The organism is Arthrobacter sp. NicSoilB11 (genome assembly GCF_019977375.1).
In the GTDB taxonomy this organism is placed as follows: Bacteria; Actinomycetota; Actinomycetes; order Actinomycetales; family Micrococcaceae; genus Arthrobacter.
Map to the genome: position 1 here is coordinate 3122327 of NZ_AP024657.1, position 17685 is coordinate 3140011.

General features: G+C 63.2%; 12 protein-coding genes. 1 reads left to right on the forward strand and 11 read right to left on the reverse strand.

The features are described from left to right. Positions 1 to 2 precede the first annotated feature (2 nt). On the reverse strand, positions 3 to 653 hold the full coding sequence (rplC, locus tag LDO14_RS14500) for a 50S ribosomal protein L3 (protein WP_018769133.1): 651 nt from the start codon (positions 651 to 653) through the stop codon (positions 3 to 5). A 17-nt stretch (positions 654 to 670) separates the two neighbouring features. Further along, positions 671 to 979 (reverse strand): 30S ribosomal protein S10, encoded by a 309-nt coding sequence (rpsJ, locus tag LDO14_RS14505; protein WP_003803825.1) that lies wholly within the window; start codon positions 977 to 979, stop codon positions 671 to 673. A gap of 398 nt (positions 980 to 1377) precedes the next feature. On the opposite strand from rpsJ, the gene LDO14_RS14510 reads away from it, so the two are divergent. Then, entirely contained in the window at positions 1378 to 2814 is a 1437-nt protein-coding gene (locus LDO14_RS14510; RefSeq protein WP_018769132.1) for a GH1 family beta-glucosidase, read from the forward strand. Between the two features lie 39 nt (positions 2815 to 2853). On the opposite strand, the gene LDO14_RS14515 is transcribed toward LDO14_RS14510, so the two are convergent. The 9 genes from LDO14_RS14515 to LDO14_RS14550 form a co-directional block, all read right to left on the reverse strand. After that, on the reverse strand, positions 2854 to 4104 hold the full coding sequence (locus LDO14_RS14515) for an Nramp family divalent metal transporter (protein WP_223992292.1): 1251 nt from the start codon (positions 4102 to 4104) through the stop codon (positions 2854 to 2856). 109 nt (positions 4105 to 4213) lie between these two features. Next, the gene (locus LDO14_RS21610) at positions 4214 to 4339 is read right to left on the reverse strand and encodes a hypothetical protein (protein WP_018769130.1); all 126 of its coding nucleotides are present in this window, start codon (positions 4337 to 4339) and stop codon (positions 4214 to 4216) included. Between the two features lie 101 nt (positions 4340 to 4440). Next, positions 4441 to 5631, reverse strand: a complete 1191-nt coding sequence (tuf, locus tag LDO14_RS14520; protein WP_013601835.1) for an elongation factor Tu — start codon at positions 5629 to 5631, stop codon at positions 4441 to 4443. Positions 5632 to 5888: 257 nt separating this feature from the next. Further along, complete coding sequence (gene fusA / locus LDO14_RS14525) at positions 5889 to 8003, reverse strand: elongation factor G (RefSeq protein ID WP_018769129.1); 2115 nt, start codon at positions 8001 to 8003, stop codon at positions 5889 to 5891. A gap of 69 nt (positions 8004 to 8072) precedes the next feature. Then, complete coding sequence (gene rpsG, locus LDO14_RS14530; protein WP_003803829.1) at positions 8073 to 8543, reverse strand: 30S ribosomal protein S7; 471 nt, start codon at positions 8541 to 8543, stop codon at positions 8073 to 8075. A 1-nt stretch (position 8544) separates the two neighbouring features. Beyond that, positions 8545 to 8919 carry a 30S ribosomal protein S12 gene (rpsL, locus tag LDO14_RS14535; protein WP_009358312.1) on the reverse strand — a complete coding sequence of 125 codons (375 nt, stop codon included), beginning with the start codon at positions 8917 to 8919 and terminating at the stop codon, positions 8545 to 8547. A 385-nt stretch (positions 8920 to 9304) separates the two neighbouring features. Beyond that, positions 9305 to 13204 (reverse strand): DNA-directed RNA polymerase subunit beta', encoded by a 3900-nt coding sequence (locus tag LDO14_RS14540; protein WP_223992294.1) that lies wholly within the window; start codon positions 13202 to 13204, stop codon positions 9305 to 9307. A gap of 103 nt (positions 13205 to 13307) precedes the next feature. Further along, on the reverse strand, positions 13308 to 16817 hold the full coding sequence (gene rpoB / locus LDO14_RS14545) for a DNA-directed RNA polymerase subunit beta (RefSeq protein ID WP_018769127.1): 3510 nt from the start codon (positions 16815 to 16817) through the stop codon (positions 13308 to 13310). Between the two features lie 309 nt (positions 16818 to 17126). Next, positions 17127 to 17615 (reverse strand): hypothetical protein, encoded by a 489-nt coding sequence (locus LDO14_RS14550; protein WP_346656237.1) that lies wholly within the window; start codon positions 17613 to 17615, stop codon positions 17127 to 17129. Between the last annotated feature and the right edge of the window lie 70 nt (positions 17616 to 17685).

The following is a 17685-nucleotide window of genomic DNA, read 5'->3' on the forward strand; positions in this document are numbered from 1 at the left end:
AACTAGGCTCCCTTCACGGCGGTGCGTACGAGTACGACCTGGCCGCGGGCGCCGGGAACGGCACCCTTGATCAGGAGCAGCGACTTCTCGACGTCAACCGCGTGGACCGTGAGGTTCAGCGTGGTGTGACGAACGGCGCCCATGCGGCCGGCCATTTTCATGCCCTTGAAGACGCGGCTCGGGGTGGATGCGCCACCGATTGAACCGGGCTTACGGTGGTTCTTGTGGGCACCGTGGGAAGCTCCAACACCGTGGAAGCCGTGACGCTTCATAACACCGGCGAAGCCCTTACCCTTGGTGGTGCCGATGACGTCGATCTTCTGGCCGGCTTCGAAGACCTCTACGGAGAGCTCCTGGCCCAGCTCGTACTCGGCAGCATCTGCGGTACGGAGTTCGACGACGTGGCGGCGAGGCGTGACGCCTGCCTTTTCAAAGTGACCAGCCAGCGGCTTGGTGACCTTGCGGGGATCGATCTGGCCGTAGCCGATCTGAACGGCGACGTAGCCATCGGTCTCAGCGTTGCGCAGCTGGGTGATGACGTTCGAGTCTGCCTGGACCACAGTGACGGGGATGAGCTTGTTGTTCTCGTCCCAGACCTGGGTCATGCCGAGCTTCGTGCCCAACAGGCCCTTTACGTTACGGGTTGCGGTCATAGTTTCTCAGCACCTCCCTACAGCTTGATTTCGATGTTCACGTCAGCCGGCAGGTCGAGACGCATGAGCGAGTCAACAGCCTTCGGCGTGGGATCGATGATGTCGATAAGACGCTTGTGCGTGCGCATTTCAAAGTGCTCGCGGCTGTCCTTGTACTTGTGCGGAGAGCGGATCACGCAGTACACGTTCTTCTCCGTCGGCAGCGGCACGGGGCCGACTACCGTTGCGCCTGCGCGCGTGACCGTCTCAACGATCTTCCGTGCTGAAACGTCAATGACCTCGTGGTCGTATGACTTCAGCCGGATGCGGATTTTTTGTCCCGCCATGTCGCCTGACTCTCTTTCAGTCTGTGCTTCCCCGGTTTAGGGCTGCCCTGTTCACTTACTCGTTGTATGGCTGCCGAAGCATTTGAGGTCGTAACCACCATCCGCCGCACAAACTGAATCCGGATGAATCCGGGTTCCTCACCTTGCCGGCGTAACCGACCCCCGCGGTCGGGCGTGTCGCGCTGGGCGCACATATAAATCCGCAGTTCCATGGGGGTGGGTTATGTTTGGTCTTCAGCTTGGACCCTGCACCCGGCATTATCCGGATCGGGACGCGAAGAAGCGCTTGAACAACTCATCTAGTATGCCGGAAATCCGCGGCAGATGCGAATCGGCTCCGGGTCCGGGCTGGTCACCGGCCATTGCCGCGGACCCGAACGCGCTGGATGATAGGGAGCATGACCCTGGAAGGCACTGAATCGGTGACCGAACTGGCCGGACGCGTTCCGCCGTCGTTCACGCTTGGCGTCGCGGCGGCGGCGTTCCAAATTGAAGGCGCACTCAAGGCCGGGGGCCGCGGGCCATCGGGGTGGGATGCCTTTGCGGAAAAGCCCGGCGCCATCCAGGACGGACACTCCCCCGCCGTGGCCTGCGACCATTACAACAGGTTGCCGGAGGATGTGGCGCTGCTCAAGGAACTGGGCGTTGACTCATACCGGTTCTCGCTGTCCTGGCCACGCATCCAGCCGGATGGCCAGGGCGGCTTCAATCCCGAGGGCCTGGACTTTTACGACCGGCTGATCGACCAACTCCTTGAGGCCGGCATCTCCCCCATGGCAACGCTCTACCACTGGGACACCCCGTTGCCCCTGGAACACCGCGGCGGCTGGCTGAACCGTGACACCGCGGAGCGGTTTGGCGAGTATGCCAGGGCTGCCGGCGAGCGGTTCGGCGACCGTGTGGCGCAGTGGGTCACCCTCAACGAACCGGTCTCGGTCACCCTGAACGGCTATGCCCTTGGAGTGCACGCACCGGGGCGCCGGTTGATGTTTGACGCCCTTCCCGCCATCCATCACCAGCTCCTGGCGCACGGGCTCGGCGTGCAGGCACTGCGGGCCGCCGGCGTGGCGGGCGGCATCGGCCTGACCAACCTGCACTCCCCCGTCAGGCCCGCCACCAGGAAGCTTGGCGACCGGCTGGTGGCCCATCTCTACGACCTGCTCATGAACAGGATCTATGCCGACCCCGTCCTGCTGGGCCAATACCCCTCGCTGCCGCTGTACGCTAAGCCCTGGCTGCGATCAATCGGGAGGATTTCCGATGCGGACCTCCGGACCATCCACCAGCCGCTGGACTTCTACGGACTGAACTACTACTTCCCCGTCAAGGTGGCCCTGGGGCCGGGCATCACTCCCCTGCCTGCGGATATGCACAAGCAACTCGCCAAGCTGCCCTTCCACGAGGTTGGCTACTCCGAGTTCGACAGCACAGGATTCGGCTGGCCCGTGGCACCGGACCATCTGGGAATCCTGCTGCGGGAAATGCGGGACCGGTACGGAGCGGCCCTCCCGCCGGTGTACATCACCGAGGGCGGTGCCAGCTTCCCCGAACCCGACCGTATCGCCGGCACACTGGAAGACACCGACCGCGTGGAGTACCTTGCCGCACATCTGACGGCAGCGCTTGACGCCACCGCCCCCGGCGGCCACGCCGAGGGCGTGGATCTCCGGGGCTACTACGTCTGGACGCTGATGGACAACTTTGAGTGGGCGGCCGGCTACTCGCAGCGTTTTGGGCTGGTGCACGTGGACTTCGAGACACTGGAGCGGACGCCCAAGCGGTCCTTCTACTGGTACCAGGCGTTGTCCAGGGCACGGCGCCACCGGCCACATTAGTGGCGCGCCACCGGCACCGTTGCGGCGGCGGCGGCGGGTTCAGCCGTGTCCCAACACCGTGAGGAAGATCAGCACGCAGTTCAAGCCCACGATCAGGGTGGCGCTGGTCCAACCGGCGATCTTGAGCGGCTTTGAATCGGCGTGGATGCCCATCACCTTGCTGCTGCCGGTGAGCCGGATCAGGGGGATCAGCGCGAACGGGATGCCGAAACTCAGGAGGACCTGGCTCAGGACCAACGCCAGCGTCGGTTCAATCCCTGCGCCCAGGACCGCCAGCGCGGGAATCAGGGTGACGGTCCGCCGGACCAGCAGGGGAATCCGCACCTTGAGGAGGCCGCCCATGATGGTGGCCCCGGCGTAGCATCCCACCGAGGTGGACGCCAGGCCGGAGGCCAGCAGGCCCACAGCGAAAACGACGCCGATCACAGGGCCCAGTGCGGACGTCACGGCAGCGTGCGCGCCGGCAATGGTGTCAGTACCCTCCACGCCGCGAAGGCTGGAGGCAGCCAGCAGCAGCATGGCAATGTTGACGACGCCGGCGAGCAGCAAAGCGCCGGCGACATCCACGCGCGTGGTTCGGATCAGCCGGGTCCTGACCGCCGGATCTTCCGAGAATCCGTGGCGGTCGCGGGCAAGGGCGGAATGCAGGTAGATGGCATGCGGCATAACCGTGGCCCCGAGCATGCTCGCCGCGAGCAGCACGGTGTCGGTCCCCTCGAACCGGGGCACCAGTCCGGCCAGGGCGCCGCCGGCGTCAGGCGGTGCGACGAAGAGGCCCGAAACGAACCCGACAGCAATGACGCCCAGCAGGGTAAGAATGGCAAATTCGAAGGATTTCTGGCTGCGGTGCGACTGGAGCGCCAGCAGCAGCATGGACGCCAGGCCGATAACGACGCCCCCGGTCAGCAGGGGCAGGCCGAACAACAGGTTCAGTGCCACTGCCCCACCGATAACCTCGGCCATGTCAGTGGCCCCGGCAACGATCTCGGCCTGCACCCAATAGGCGCGGCGGCGCCGCGTGCCCAGGCGCTTCCCGAGGATTTCGGGCAGGCTCATGCCGGTGGCGAGCCCCAGCTTGGCTGACTGGTACTGGATCAGTACGGCCATGCCATTGGCTGCAACGAGGACCCAGACCAGGAGGTAGCCGAAGCTGGCGCCGGCGGTCAGGTTGGCGGCGACATTTCCCGGGTCGACGTAGGCAATGGCAGCAACGAATGCCGGCCCGAGCAGGAGCAGGCGGGACCAGATCCTGGGGGTGGCGGATTCCGCCGTCATTGTTGAAACAGCCATTGCGTGTCCTCGTCGTTGCGGGCGTCGATATGACGAGGATACCCCGAATTTAGGTATACCGAAAAGTAGGAGTAAGGAGTACCGGCAGATCGGCGTGCTGCCCCTGTTGCTACTGGTTTTTGTTTGCCCTGTTGATCCGCTTGGCCCGGTCAATCTCGCGCCGGAAGTACTTCCTGGTCCAGAACACCCCGGCTACAACGGCCACCGCGATGATCAGGAAAATAAGCCATCCCATGATGAACTCCTTTCAGTGGTGCAACAGTACCAGTGGCCCCTTAACGAAAAAGGACAGCCCCGCTGCTACTGCAGCGGGGCTGTCCTTCAGGTCAGCAAGTACTACTTGATGATCTTGGTAACACGTCCCGAACCAACGGTGCGGCCGCCTTCGCGGATTGCGAAGCCGAGGCCCTCTTCCATAGCGATCGGCTGGATGAGCGCAACGGTCATCTCAGTGTTGTCGCCAGGCATAACCATTTCCGTGCCCTCGGGCAGGGTGATAACGCCGGTTACGTCCGTGGTGCGGAAGTAGAACTGCGGGCGGTAGTTGGAGTAGAACGGGTTGTGACGTCCGCCTTCGTCCTTGGAGAGGATGTAGACGTTGGCCTCGAAGTCGGTGTGCGGGGTGATGGAACCCGGCTTGACGACAACCTGGCCACGCTCGACATCGTCGCGCTTCAGACCGCGGAGCAGGAGGCCACAGTTCTCGCCGGCCCATGCTTCGTCGAGCTGCTTGTGGAACATCTCGATACCGGTAACCGTGGTCTTCTGGACCGGGCGGATGCCGACGATCTCGACCTCGGAGTTGATGGCGAGGGTTCCACGCTCGGCGCGGCCCGTAACAACGGTGCCACGACCGGTGATGGTGAAGACGTCCTCGATCGGCATCAGGAACGGCTTGTCGCGGTCACGTACGGGGTCCGGAACGGACTCGTCCACAGCAGCCATCAGGTCCTCAACGGACTTGACCCACTCGGGGTCGCCTTCCAGGGCCTTCAGGCCGGAAACGCGGACAACCGGAGCGTTGTCGCCATCGAAGCCCTGCGAGCTCAGGAGCTCACGAACTTCCATTTCGACGAGGTCGAGGAGTTCCTCGTCCTCAACCATGTCAGCCTTGTTCAGCGCGACCAGCAGGTAGGGAACACCAACCTGGCGGGCAAGCAGAACGTGCTCGCGGGTCTGAGCCATCGGGCCGTCGGTAGCGGCAACCACGAGGATTGCGCCGTCCATCTGGGCAGCACCGGTGATCATGTTCTTGATGTAGTCAGCGTGGCCGGGGGCGTCAACGTGTGCGTAGTGACGCTTCTCGGTCTGGTACTCCACGTGGGAGATGTTGATGGTAATACCGCGCTGACGCTCTTCGGGTGCAGAGTCAATCGACGCGAAGTCACGCTTCTCGTTGAGATCCGGGTACTTGTCGTACAGCACCTTGGAAATGGCGGCCGTCAGCGTCGTCTTACCGTGGTCAACGTGACCAATGGTGCCGATGTTGACGTGCGGCTTAGTCCGCTCGAACTTTGCCTTTGCCACAGGTTCCTCCTAGAACGTTTTCAAATAGCTTGCCCTCCAGCCGCGCTTATCGCGGTAGAACTCAGGCAAGTCTACTTGGGGGGCTTTGGATTGGTGAAATTGCAGATTCAGGAACTAATACTAATCCCCTGAGCCTGTTCGTGCAGGGGCCGGACCGGCTTGCCGGATAAATCCGGCCGGCCCGGCCACCTGCACCGGCTGCGCTGTCCGCTGGCGGACTGCCCAACCGAGGTGTTCGCTTTGAAAGTCCGGAAGGACTACTCGCCGCGGGACTTCTGGATGATCTCGTCGGCAACTGCCTTCGGGACCTCGGCGTAGCTGTTGAACGTCATGGAGTACACAGCGCGGCCCTGGGTCTTGGAGCGCAGGTCACCGATGTAGCCGAACATGCCGGACAGCGGAACGTGCGCACGGATGACCTTGACGCCCTGTGCATCTTCCATGGACTGCATCTGGCCACGGCGGGAGTTGAGGTCACCGATAACTTCACCCATGTATTCCTCAGGGGTGCGGACCTCGACATCCATCAGTGGTTCGAGCAGAACCGGGTTCGCCTTGCGTGCAGCTTCCTTGAAAGCCATACGGCCGGCGATCTTGAACGCCATTTCCGAAGAGTCAACATCGTGGTACGCGCCGTCGATCAGCGTGGCCTTGATGCCTACAACCGGGTAGCCGGCCAGGACGCCGTCGTTCAGTGCATCCTGGATGCCCGCGTCAACGGACGGGATGTACTCGCGCGGAACGCGGCCACCGGTGACCTTGTTCTCGAACTCGTACAGCTCGCCTTCGGCGGTGTCCAGCGGCTCGATGGCGATCTGGATCTTTGCGAACTGGCCCGAACCACCGGTCTGCTTCTTGTGCGTGTAGTCGTGGCGTTCGACGGCGCGCTTGATGGTTTCGCGGTAGGCAACCTGGGGCTTGCCCACGTTTGCCTCGACCTTGAACTCGCGGCGCATGCGGTCCACCAGGATGTCCAGGTGGAGCTCGCCCATGCCGGCGATGATGGTCTGGCCGGTATCTTCGTTGAGGGACACCTGGAAGGTGGGGTCCTCAGCGGAGAGCTTCTGGATGGCCGTGGAGAGCTTCTCCTGGTCACCCTTGGTGTTCGGCTCGATGGCAACCGAGATCACGGGCTCCGGGAAGCTCATGGACTCGAGCACGATCTGGTTGTTGGCATCACACAGGGTGTCACCCGTGGTGGTGTCCTTCAGGCCAATGGCTGCGTAGATGTGGCCTGCGGTAGCGCCCTCAACGGGCATTTCCTTGTTGGCGTGCATCTGGAACAGCTTGCCGATGCGCTCCTTCTTGCCCTTGGTGGAATTGACCACCTGGGCGCCTGCTTCCACGTGACCGGAGTACACGCGGATGAAGGTGAGCTGGCCGAAGAACGGGTGCGCAGCAATCTTGAACGCCAGAGCCGAGAAAGGCTCTTCCGATGAAGGCTTGCGGGTCAGTTCCTTCTCTTCGTCGCGAGGATCGTGGCCGACCATCGGGGGGACGTCGAGCGGGTTCGGCAGGTAGTCCACAACTGCGTCGAGCATGGGCTGAACGCCACGGTTCTTGAAGGCGGAACCGCAGAAGATCGGGTACAGCTCGGAGTTGATGGTCATCTTGCGGATGCCGGCCTTGAGCTCGTCGATCGAGATCTCTTCACCCTCGAGGTACTTGTCCATGAGTTCCTCGGAGGACTCAGCGACAGTCTCAACGAGGGTCGCGCGGTATTCCTCAGCCTTTTCCTGGAGGTCAGCCGGGATCTCGCGGATCTCGTACTTGGCACCCATGGTCACGTCACCCTTGGCATCGCCGGGCCACACCAGGGCGCGCATGTAGAGCAGGTCAACGACGCCGATGAAGTCGTTCTCGGCACCGATGGGCAGCTGCATGACCAGCGGCTTGGCACCGAGGCGGCTGATGATGGTGTCTACGGTGAAGTAGAAGTCAGCACCGAGCTTGTCCATCTTGTTGACGAAGCAGATACGCGGAACGTTGTACTTGTCAGCCTGGCGCCAAACAGTCTCGGACTGCGGCTCAACGCCTTCCTTGCCATCGAAGACGGCGACTGCACCGTCGAGGACGCGCAGGGAGCGCTCAACCTCAACCGTGAAGTCAACGTGGCCGGGGGTGTCGATGATGTTGATCTGGTTGTTTTCCCAGAAGCAGGTCACGGCGGCAGACGTGATGGTGATGCCGCGTTCCTTTTCCTGTTCCATCCAGTCGGTGGTCGAAGCGCCGTCGTGCGTTTCGCCGATCTTGTGGTTCACACCCGTGTAGAACAGGATGCGCTCGGTGGTGGTGGTCTTGCCGGCATCAATATGGGCCATGATGCCGATGTTGCGGACCTTACTAAGGTCGGTAAGCACGTCCTGTGCCACGGGGTCTCCTTTTGGGATGGACTACGCGTTCGCCGCCGGCTCTGTTGAGTCGGCGGCGTCCGGGGAGTATTACCAGCGGTAGTGTGCGAAGGCCTTGTTGGACTCGGCCATCTTGTGGGTGTCTTCGCGACGCTTCACAGCGGCACCGAGACCGTTGGACGCATCCAGGATTTCGTTCTGGAGACGCTCGGTCATCGTCTTCTCGCGGCGGGCCTTGGAGTAGCCAACCAGCCAGCGCAGGGCGAGTGCGGTGGAGCGGCCGGGCTTGACCTCAACCGGAACCTGGTAGGTGGCGCCACCGACACGGCGGGAGCGGACCTCGAGGGAAGGCTTGACGTTGTCCATGGCCTTCTTGAGTGCTGCTACGGGGTCGCCGCCGGACTTGGCGCGTGCGCCTTCGAGTGCACCGTAGACAATGCGCTCTGCCGTGGACTTCTTGCCGTCAACGAGCACCTTGTTGATGAGCTGGGTTACCAGCGGGGAACCGTATACCGGATCCGAAACGAGCGGCCGCTTGGGGGCCGGACCCTTGCGAGGCATATTACTTCTTCTCCATCTTTGCGCCGTAGCGGCTGCGGGCCTGCTTACGGTTCTTCACACCCTGGGTATCGAGGGCGCCACGGACGATCTTGTAGCGGACACCCGGGAGGTCCTTCACACGACCACCGCGAACGAGCACAATGGAGTGCTCCTGCAGGTTGTGGCCAACACCGGGGATGTAGGCGGTTACTTCCACGCCGCCGTTGAGGCGCACACGTGCCACCTTACGCAGAGCCGAGTTCGGCTTCTTCGGGGTGGTGGTGTAGACGCGGGTGCAGACACCGCGGCGCATGGGGCTGCCCTTAAGCGCGGGAGCCTTGGTCTTTGAGACCTTAGGCGTGCGGCCCTTGCGGACCAGCTGGTTAATCGTAGGCACTCTCGTGTTCTCCGTTTTATCCGGAGTGGCTGTTTCCGGCCACTCTCCTGTTGCGTTGCCCCGCCGCCCGGGCCTTGAAGAAGATCTCCAGGGCGGCGAAGGCGAAGCCTTAATAGTCGGATCGCATTCCCGGGGGCGACTGGCGTCGGACAAGTCCCTAGGCATGCAAAAATGTGGCATACGTTGCACAAGAACCCTGCAAACCGGAAACGTCGCTCTGGTCCAGCTTTTCAGCTGATACCGGCGCTCTCATCCACTGCCACAATAACAATTGGTAACAAGTCTAGCACGGACAGGCTCCATGCCTTAATCGGGGGGTTAAAGCGGGATGGTCCCCCACCTTGCGGTGCGGGACCATCCCTTCGTAAGGCTCTGCCGGAGTTGGTTACCGGAAGTCGTTGCCCAGGTCGTAGTCATCCAGGGGGATGGCGTGGAACTCGGGGGCTCCGTCACCGCCCAGGGTGTCGTACGAGAAGTCACTGAATGCGCTGGGGCCGGTGAACAGGTTGGCCTTTGCTTCCTCAGTGGGCTCGACGGTGACCTCGGTGTAGCGCGGGAGGCCCGTGCCGGCCGGGATCAGCTTACCGATGATGACGTTTTCCTTCAGGCCCAGCAGCGGATCGCTCTTGCCTTCCATGGCCGCCTGCGTCAGGACGCGGGTGGTCTCCTGGAAGGAAGCTGCGGACAACCAGGACTCGGTGGCGAGCGATGCCTTGGTGATGCCCATGAGCTCGGGACGTCCGGAAGCCGGAGTCTTGCCCTCGGACACAACGCGGCGGTTCGCTTCCTCGAACCGGCTGCGCTCGGCGAGTTCGCCGGGCAGCAGGTCCGATTCGCCGGACTCGATGACCGTGACGCGGCGCAGCATCTGGCGGACGATAACCTCGACGTGCTTGTCGTGGATACCGATGCCCTGGCTGCGGTACACGCCCTGGACCTCGTCCACCAGGAACTTCTGTGCCGCACGCGGACCCATGATGCGCAGGACCTGCTTGGGGTCCACCGGGCCGTTGATCAGCTTCTGTCCGACGGAGACGTGGTCGCCGTCTTCGATCAGCAGGCGTGAACGGCGCAGGACCGGGTAAGCGATCTCTTCCGTTCCGTCGTCCGGGGTGATGACCAGGCGCATCTGGCGCTCGGACTCTTCGATGGTGATGCGGCCGGCTGCTTCAGCAATCGGGGCGACACCCTTCGGAGTACGGGCTTCGAAGAGCTCCTGGATACGGGGCAGACCCTGGGTGATGTCGTCGCCACCACCGGCGGAAACTGCACCACCGGTGTGGAACGTACGCATGGTCAGCTGGGTACCGGGTTCACCGATGGACTGTGCGGCGATGATGCCCACGGCCTCGCCGATGTCCACGGTCTTGCCGGTGGCCAGCGAACGGCCGTAGCACAGGGCGCAGGTGCCCACGCTGGACTCACAGGTGAGCACGGAACGGACCTTGACCTCAGTGATGCCTGCCTTGAAGAGCTCGGCGATGACGACGTCGCCGCAGTCGGTGCCGGCGGCTGCGAGGACGTTGCCCTCGGAGTCAACGACGTCGACGGCCAGCGTACGTGCGTAGGCGCTGTTCTCGACGTTCTCGTCCAGGACGAGCTCACCGTTGGAGTCGGCGACGGCGATGGGCGTGACCAGGCCACGCTCGGTGCCGCAGTCTTCTTCGCGGACGATGACGTCCTGGGAGACGTCCACCAGACGACGGGTCAGGTAACCCGAGTTGGCGGTACGCAGAGCGGTATCGGCCAGGCCCTTACGGGCACCGTGCGTGGCGATGAAGTATTCCAGCACCGACAGGCCCTCACGGTAGGAGGACTTGATGGGGCGCGGGATGATCTCACCCTTCGGGTTGGCCACCAGGCCACGGATACCCGCGATCTGGCGGACCTGCATCCAGTTACCACGTGCACCGGAGGACACCATGCGGTTGATGGTGTTCATCGGGGACAGGCTTTCGCGCATCACCGAGGCGATGTCGTTGGTGGCCTTGTTCCAGATCTCGATCAGTTCCTGGCGGCGCTCGTCGTCGTCGATCAGGCCCTTGTCGTACTGGCCCTGGATCTTGGCGGCCCGCTCTTCGTACCCGGCAAGGATTTCCGGCTTGGCGGCGGGGACCTCGATGTCGGAGATGGCGACGGTGACGCCCGAACGGGTGGCCCAGTAGAAACCGGCATCCTTCAGGTTGTCCAGCGTTGCTGCGGTGACGACCTTCGGGTAGCGCTCGGCAAGGTCGTTGACGATGCGGGACAGTTCGCCCTTGTCGGCAACAGCCTCAACCCAGGGGTAGTCCTCGGGCAGGGTCTCGTTGAAGAGGACCTGGCCCAGGGAGGTCTGGACGAGTGCGGGCTGACCCGGCTCCCAGCCTTCCGGAGCTTCCCAGCCGGCGTAGGGCACGAAGCCTTCGAGGCGGATCTTGACCTGCGAGTTCAGGTGCAGCTCGCGGGCATCGAACGCCATGATGGCTTCCGAAACCGAACCGAAGATGCGGCCTTCGCCGGCTGAACCGACACGCTTGGTGGTCAGGTGGTAAAGGCCGATGATCATATCCTGCGAAGGCAGGGTGACCGGGCGTCCGTCGGAGGGCTTCAGGATGTTGTTCGAGGACAGCATCAGGATGCGGGCCTCAGCCTGCGCCTCGGGGCTCAGCGGCAGGTGCACTGCCATCTGGTCGCCGTCGAAGTCGGCGTTGAACGCGCCACAAACCAGCGGGTGCAGCTGGATTGCCTTGCCTTCGACAAGCTGCGGCTCGAACGCCTGGATGCCCAGGCGGTGCAGGGTAGGTGCACGGTTGAGCAGCACCGGGTGTTCGGTGATGATCTCTTCGAGCACGTCCCAGACCTGCGGGCGGTAGCGCTCCACCATCCGCTTGGCCGATTTGATGTTCTGGGCGTGGTTGAGGTCAACCAGGCGCTTCATCACGAACGGCTTGAAGAGCTCCAGGGCCATCTGCTTGGGCAGGCCGCACTGGTGCAGCTTCAGCTGCGGGCCGACGACGATGACCGAACGGCCGGAGTAGTCGACGCGCTTGCCGAGGAGGTTCTGGCGGAAACGGCCCTGCTTGCCCTTGAGCATGTCGCTCAGGGACTTCAGCGGACGGTTACCCGGTCCGGTGACCGGACGGCCGCGGCGGCCGTTGTCGAAGAGGCTGTCAACAGCTTCCTGAAGCATGCGCTTCTCGTTGTTGACGATGATCTCCGGAGCACCCAGGTCAAGCAGGCGCTTGAGGCGGTTGTTGCGGTTGATCACGCGGCGGTACAGGTCGTTGAGGTCGGAGGTCGCGAAGCGGCCACCGTCCAGCTGGACCATGGGGCGCAGTTCCGGCGGGATCACCGGGACGGCGTCGAGGACCATGCCAAGAGGGCTGTTGTTGGTGGTCAGGAACGCGTTGACCACCTTCAGGCGCTTGAGGGCGCGGGTCTTGCGCTGGCCCTTGCCGTTGGCGATGACGTCGCGCAGCAGGTCGGATTCGGCCTGCATGTCGAAGTTCTCAAGGCGCTTCTTGATGGCTTCGGCACCCATGGAGCCCTCGAAGTACATGCCGTAGCGGTCCCGCAGTTCGCGGTACAGGCCTTCGTCACCTTCGAGGTCGGCGACCTTCAGGTTCTTGAAGCGGTCCCAGACCTGCTCGAGGCGCTCGATGTCGGCGTCGGCACGCTTGCGCACGTTGGCCATCTGGCGGTCGGCGGAGTCGCGGGCCTTCTTCTTGTCGGCAGCCTTGGCGCCTTCGCCTTCGAGGCGTGCGATTTCGCCTTCGAGGTCGCGGGCGATCGCGGCGATGTCGGCATCGCGGTTGTCGATCAGCTGCTTCTTCTCGATGTCGTGCTCAACCTGCAGGTTGGGCAGTTCCTCGTGGCGGGCAGCTTCGTCGACGCTGGTGATCATGTAGGCGGCGAAGTAGATGACCTTTTCGAGGTCCTTCGGGGCCAGGTCAAGCAGGTAGCCCAGGCGGGACGGAACACCCTTGAAGTACCAGATGTGCGTGACGGGGGCGGCCAGTTCGATGTGGCCCATGCGCTCACGGCGGACCTTGGCGCGGGTGACTTCAACGCCACAGCGCTCACAGATGATGCCCTTGAAGCGCACGCGCTTGTACTTGCCGCAGTAGCATTCCCAGTCCCGGGACGGGCCGAAGATCTTCTCGCAGAAGAGGCCGTCCTTCTCGGGCTTGAGCGTGCGGTAGTTGATGGTTTCCGGCTTCTTAACCTCGCCGTACGACCAGCCGCGGATGTCTTCCGCGGTGGCGAGGCCGATCTGCATGAGGCCGAAGGAGGATTCGCTGGACATATGGTCCCTGTTCTCTCTTGTTCTCTAAATTCTGAAGTCTTGGTGCGGGATGAGGGAGGGGGCGTACGACGGCGGGTGGTCACCCGCCGTCGCAAACCTCCTGCTAGACCTCTTCTACGGAGCTGGGCTCTGCGCGAGACAGATCGATGCCCAATTCCTCCGCAGCCGTGAAGACTGCGTCATCAGAGTCACGCATTTCAATTGTGGTTCCGTCCGTGGAAAGGACTTCCACGTTCAGGCACAGCGACTGCATTTCCTTGATCAAGACCTTGAAGGATTCGGGAACGCCCGGCTCGGGGATGTTCTCGCCCTTGACGATCGCTTCGTAGACCTTCACACGACCGTGGATGTCATCCGACTTGATCGTGAGGAGTTCCTGGAGCGTGTAGGCGGCGCCGTAAGCTTCGAGCGCCCAAACTTCCATTTCACCGAAGCGCTGGCCACCGAACTGTGCCTTACCACCCAGCGGCTGCTGCGTGATCATGGAGTACGGGCCGGTGGAGCGTGCGTGGATCTTGTCGTCCACCAGGTGGTGGAGCTTCAGGATGTACATGTAGCCGACCGAGATCGGATCCGGGAACGGCTCGCCGGAGCGGCCGTCAAACAGGCGGGTCTTGCCGGAGGAGTTGATCAGGCGCTCACCATCGCGGGTCACGTTGGTGGAATCCAGCAGGCCCGTGATTTCCTCTTCGCGGGCACCGTCGAACACCGGCGTTGCAACAGTGGTGGGGCCACTCTCGCGCGGCAGGTTCGGCAGCTGCTTGACCCACTCGGGCTCGCCTTCGATCTTCCAACCGGTCTTGGCAACCCAGCCAAGGTGGGTTTCGAGCACCTGGCCCACGTTCATACGGCCCGGAACACCCAGCGGGTTCAGGACGATGTCAACGGGGGTGCCGTCGGCAAGGAAGGGCATGTCCTCAACGGGGAGGATCTTGGAGATAACACCCTTGTTGCCGTGGCGGCCGGCGAGCTTGTCGCCGTCGGTGATCTTGCGCTTGGCGGCCACGTAGACGCGGACCAGCTGGTTCACGCCCGGGGGCAGCTCGTCGTCGTTGTCGCGGTCGAAGACGCGGACGCCGATGACGGTGCCGGACTCGCCGTGGGGCACCTTCAGGGAGGTGTCGCGGACTTCGCGGGACTTCTCACCGAAGATGGCGCGCAGCAGGCGCTCTTCCGGGGTCAGTTCGGTTTCACCCTTCGGGGTGACCTTTCCAACCAGGATGTCCCCTGCTTCAACCTCGGCACCGATGTGGATGATGCCGCGCTCGTCCAGGCCTGCCAGGACTTCCTCGGACACGTTGGGGATGTCACGGGTGATTTCCTCGGCACCAAGCTTGGTGTCGCGGGCATCGATCTCGTGCTCCTCGATGTGGATGGAGGAAAGGACGTCCTCGGCAACGATGCGCTGCGAGAGGATGATGGCGTCCTCGAAGTTGTGGCCTTCCCATGACATGAATGCCACGAGCAGGTTCTTGCCCAGTGCGAGTTCGCCCTGGTCCGTTGCCGGGCCGTCGGCGATGATGCCGCCAACTTCCAGGCGCTGGCCTTCGTTCACCAGGACGCGGTGGTTGTAGCAGTTGCCCTGGTTGGAGCGGGCGAACTTGTTGATGCGGTAGTTGGTCTCGGTGCCGTCGTCGTTGAGCATGATGACGAGCTCGGCGGAAACCTCGGTGACCACACCGGCCTTCTTGGCGATGACAACGTCACCGGCGTCGACGGCGGCAGCGCGCTCCATGCCGGTGCCCACGAACGGGGCCTCGGAACGGACCAGCGGCACAGCCTGGCGCTGCATGTTGGCACCCATGAGTGCGCGGTTGGCGTCGTCGTGCTCCAGGAACGGGATCAGGGCGGTAGCCACGGACACCATCTGGCGCGGGGAGACGTCCATGAACTCAACGTCCGCGGCCGGAACCAGGACGGGCTCGCCCCCACCACCACGGGCACGGACCAGCACGGTGTCTTCAGCGAACTTGTTGTTCTCGTCCAGCGGCGCGTTGGCCTGGGCGATCAGGACCTCGGCCTCGTCGTCGGCTGTCAGGTACTGGACGTCGTCGGACACGACGCCGTCCTTGACCAGGCGGTACGGGGTTTCGATGAACCCGAACGGGTTGATGCGTCCGTAGGATGCCAGCGAACCGATCAGGCCGATGTTGGGGCCTTCAGGGGTTTCGATGGGGCACATACGTCCGTAGTGGGACGGGTGCACGTCACGGACTTCCATGCCGGCGCGGTCACGGGACAGACCACCGGGGCCAAGGGCCGACAGGCGGCGCTTGTGGGTCAGGCCCGAGAGCGGGTTGTTCTGGTCCATGAACTGCGACAGCTGGGAGGTTCCGAAGAACTCCTTGATGGCTGCGACCACGGGGCGGATGTTGATCAGGGTCTGCGGCGTGATGGCCTCGACGTCCTGGGTGGTCATACGCTCGCGGACAACGCGCTCCATGCGGGACAGGCCCGTGCGGACCTGGTTCTCGATGAGCTCGCCGACGGCGCGGATGCGGCGGTTGCCGAAGTGGTCGATGTCGTCGATTTCGACGCGCAGGTCCACTTCCTGGCCATCGCGGGTGCCCTTGATGGTCTTCTCGCCGGCGTGCAGCGCGACGAGGAACTTGATCATGGCAACGATGTCTTCAACGTGCAGGACAGAAGCTTCCTTGTCGCCAAGGGAGCGGTCGATGCCCAGCTTGCGGTTGATCTTGTAGCGGCCAACCTTGGCCAGATCGTAGCGCTTGGAGTTGAAGTACAGGTTGTCCAGCAGGGACTGGGCAGCCTCGACGGTGGGCGGCTCGCCCGGACGCAGCTTGCGGTAGATGTCCAGCAGGGCGTCTTCGCGGGTCTCGGTGGCGTCCTTCTCCAGGGTTGCCCGCATGGAGTCGTACTGGCCGAACTCTTCGAGGATCTGGCCTTCGGTCCAGCCAAGGGCCTTCAGCAGGACGGTGACGGACTGCTTGCGCTTGCGGTCGAGGCGGACACCGACCTGGTCGCGCTTGTCGATCTCGAGCTCAAACCAGGCACCGCGGGAAGGGATGATCTTCGCGGTGAAGATGTCCTTGTCGCTGGTCTTGTCAGCGGCGCGCTCGAAGTAGGCGCCCGGGGAACGGACCAGCTGGGAGACGACGACACGCTCGGTGCCGTTGACGACAAAGGTGCCCTTCTCGGTCATCAGCGGGAAGTCACCCATGAACACGGTCTGCTGCTTGATTTCGCCCGTGTTGTTGTTCATGAACTCGGCCTTGACGTACAGCGGAGCCGAGTACGTTGCGTCCCGGTCCTTGCATTCGGCCATGGTGTACTTGGGGTCAGCGAACTCCGGATCGGAGAAGCTCAGGGACATAGTGCCCTGGAAATCCTCGATCGGGGAGATCTCTTCGAAGATGTCCGACAGGCCGGACGTGGTGGCGACGCTGAGATCGTTTTCTTCGACAGCCTTTGCCACGCGTGCCTGCCAGCGCTCATTGCCGACCAGCCAGTCAAAGCTGTCCGTCTGCAGGGCAAGCAGATTCGGAACGTCAAGAGGTTCGTGAATCTTTGCGAATGAGAGCCGGCGAGTGGCACCATCAGTGCTGTCGGCAGTGTTAGCGGTTTCGTTATTAGAGGTGCTCGAGGCGACCAAGAGGGATCCTTCCACAGACCTTCAGGCGTTTTCAGATCTCCCCCGCTGTGCACCCTGCGGAGTGACTCCGCAGCGCTACCATCCGGTTCCGCTATATGACCCGGGACCTGATACTGACTATGCTGTGACCGTTGTTACGGCACGTTGATTGCCAGCTGCCAGGCAAAGCCCACCGCTATATGAAGGCTGAAGGTAAACAGGGAAGACGCAAATATCTACGATACGGCAAAATAACCTACGTGTCTACCCCACATCCGGCCGGATTGCAAGCACCTGATTTTTGGGGATCCCTAGGGCGCCGCCCGGATGCTAGAGCCTGAGCGTGACGCCCGCCGCCGTGCAAGCCGCGGAGTTGGCGAAGACGGCGTCCCGCACCGCGTCCTGGGACTCCGGCGCCGGCTTGGCTCCGGCCTCCGCCGCGGATGAGTGGTCGATGGCCAGCAGGCTCAGGGAGGCAAACAGTCCCTGCAGATCCCCGGAGACAGTGTCCTTGGCGTCCTGGGCCTTCAGGTACACGTCCTCATAGCCCTTGGAGTCAGTGGGTGCAACAGCGGAGTAATCCGCCACCAGCCTGTTGAAGAGCTCGCAGGCTTCCCGGGTTCCGCCCGCCCTGGCACCCTGGCTTGCGCCGCCGGTGGCCAGGGGGCCGCTTCCGGCCGCATCCCGGGTCTGCTCCGGCGATGCGGTCGACTGGACCGATTCCGCCGGCGCCGGGGTGGACACCGAGCAGCCTGCCATCATTCCGCCCGCAAGTAAGGCCGTGGCGGCCGTGGCTGCCGCGATAGATGTCGTCTTCACTGTGTCGCTCCGTCCGTCCCGGCTCCGGACCATCTGTCCCCCTGCAAAGCATGTGCCCCTGCAAAGCCTC